The sequence below is a fragment of the Spirochaetota bacterium genome, from assembly GCA_040756435.1.
In the GTDB taxonomy this organism is placed as follows: Bacteria; Spirochaetota; UBA4802; order UBA4802; family UB4802; genus UBA4802.
The window spans coordinates 1-1,913 of the sequence record JBFLZD010000124.1 but is presented as its reverse complement, the minus strand read 5'-3'; the positions used below and the strand labels follow the sequence as shown (position 1 = coordinate 1,913).

The 1,913-nt window shown below is 30.9% G+C and carries 2 protein-coding genes; both read right to left on the bottom strand.

What is annotated here, in order from left to right; genetic code table 11:
- A partial coding sequence (locus AB1444_16450) for a choice-of-anchor L domain-containing protein (protein ID MEW6528245.1) occupies positions 1-1,124 on the bottom strand: 1,124 nt, incomplete at its 3' end.
- Positions 1,125-1,913 (bottom strand): zinc-dependent metalloprotease (locus AB1444_16445; GenBank protein MEW6528244.1); only part of this gene is annotated, 789 nt, incomplete at its 5' end.

Genomic DNA, 1,913 nt, shown 5'->3' with positions numbered 1-1,913 from the left:
TCGCCAATAGTTACTATTATTGTTTCATTATCATCTGGCAAATTATCAAAAACAGGAGTAATAGTCAATGTATCGTACATTTGACCGGCAGAAAATGTTATTTGATTTGGAATACCGCTATAGTCAACACCATTTTGAGCAGTGCCCGAAATAATTAAATTGTAAGTTTTAGGTTGCTGAATATTATATGTTCGACGAAAAATTAATTTTGCAAAACCACAACCTTCATACAATAAACTGTCTATAAAACCACCATATAAAACAGAAGGGATAATTTTTAAAGGTTCTGAATTAAATGAATTCGCTTCTAAGAATACGGCAGGACTCTCGTCTGTGTCATCTCCGCCATTTGCAATTGCAAAACGCAGGTGATAAGTTTCACAAGGGATTGTGGCTACTTTAGCAGTTAAAACGGTAGTTGAACCGTTAAAAATGAAAACAGAATCCTGTCCGTGGTCAACATAATATTGAGGATAATCAAGTGATTGGCAATTTCCTGAATTTATAAAAATTGAATATACAGCAAATGAAGTATCATTTATTGAGTTATTACCAACAGGAATAGATGTATTTGGTATTAACGCAATATTCTTAATACCTGATATTCCGGGACCAGAAACATGAAATGCAAAAACATCATTATCAATGTGACATATCTGGTTAGGGTATTCATCGGAAGCAAAAACATAATTGAATTTTAATGTATCGCCAATAGGTACAAAATCAAATTCTAAAACAGCAGCACCTAATGTTGTTGATGGATAAATTATTGAATCTAAAATTGCATCACCAGGCGTGAATTTCCAATAATTTGTTTCATTGTATGAGGGTTTACCCAAACCAAAAGGTGGCTCTAACCAACCACCTGTCAAAACAATTCCGCTATCTATACCAACAGTTGAATTAAGCGAATTAAAATAACCAATATCATAAATTTCATTAGTATATGAATTATAATCACCTGTAAATGAGATATTGTAAATGTGAACATTTGGAGAAGAAAACATTCTCAAAACCATTGAATCTAAAGAAGTAGGAGAAGAATATTCAGTATATAACTGACCAAATGAAACATTTGAAAAAAATATTACAGATAAAAATATATATAAATGCTTAAAAGTCATTTACAGTTTAATAAGTTTTATTGTTTCACTTTTAAAGCCTAAATTAATTTTCAAAAAATAAATACCAGAAGGATAATCGCTAAAATTAATCTCAACTGAATTTTCTCCGATGTAACTCTTTTGATTTAATACATATTTAATATTTCTACCCATGAAATCATAAATTGAAAATGAAATATCTGAATTCCTTTTAAGAGAATATTTTATATTCAAAATAGCATCAATGGGATTAGGATATGCTTGAATAATAATGTCATTATTAAATAATTCGCTAACTCCAATATTTGATTCACAATTTTCAGCAGTAGCAGGCAACATAATCGAAATGTTACCGCAAGAAGTCATAAGTCCACTTTTATCTAAAACATATACACCACCATAAATTGCATTAGCACTGCTATATAAATCTCTCCGATTCGCATATGTAGTTGGACCATAAGATATTGTATAATACATTAAATCAGTATTATCATTTACATGGTCTATTCCATGAGCATGACCTAATTCATGTTGAGCAACTGCATAAAAATCATGCAAACCAGATGGAAGATTTTGTGTGTAACTTGTATCAATAAACCAACCTGTAGCAGTAATCTGGGTAAAATCACGAGTAAAGCCAATATCGATATCTTTATAATATGCAACTTTGTCGCCATGTGTATCAGTGCAAACACTACCATTTGACTGACTTGCTCTGGCTAATGGTTTACCATGATAACTATCATTTAAATACATAACAGAAATACCATCCTCAACATGTTGTAATTCTATTGTATCCTTTACTTGCCA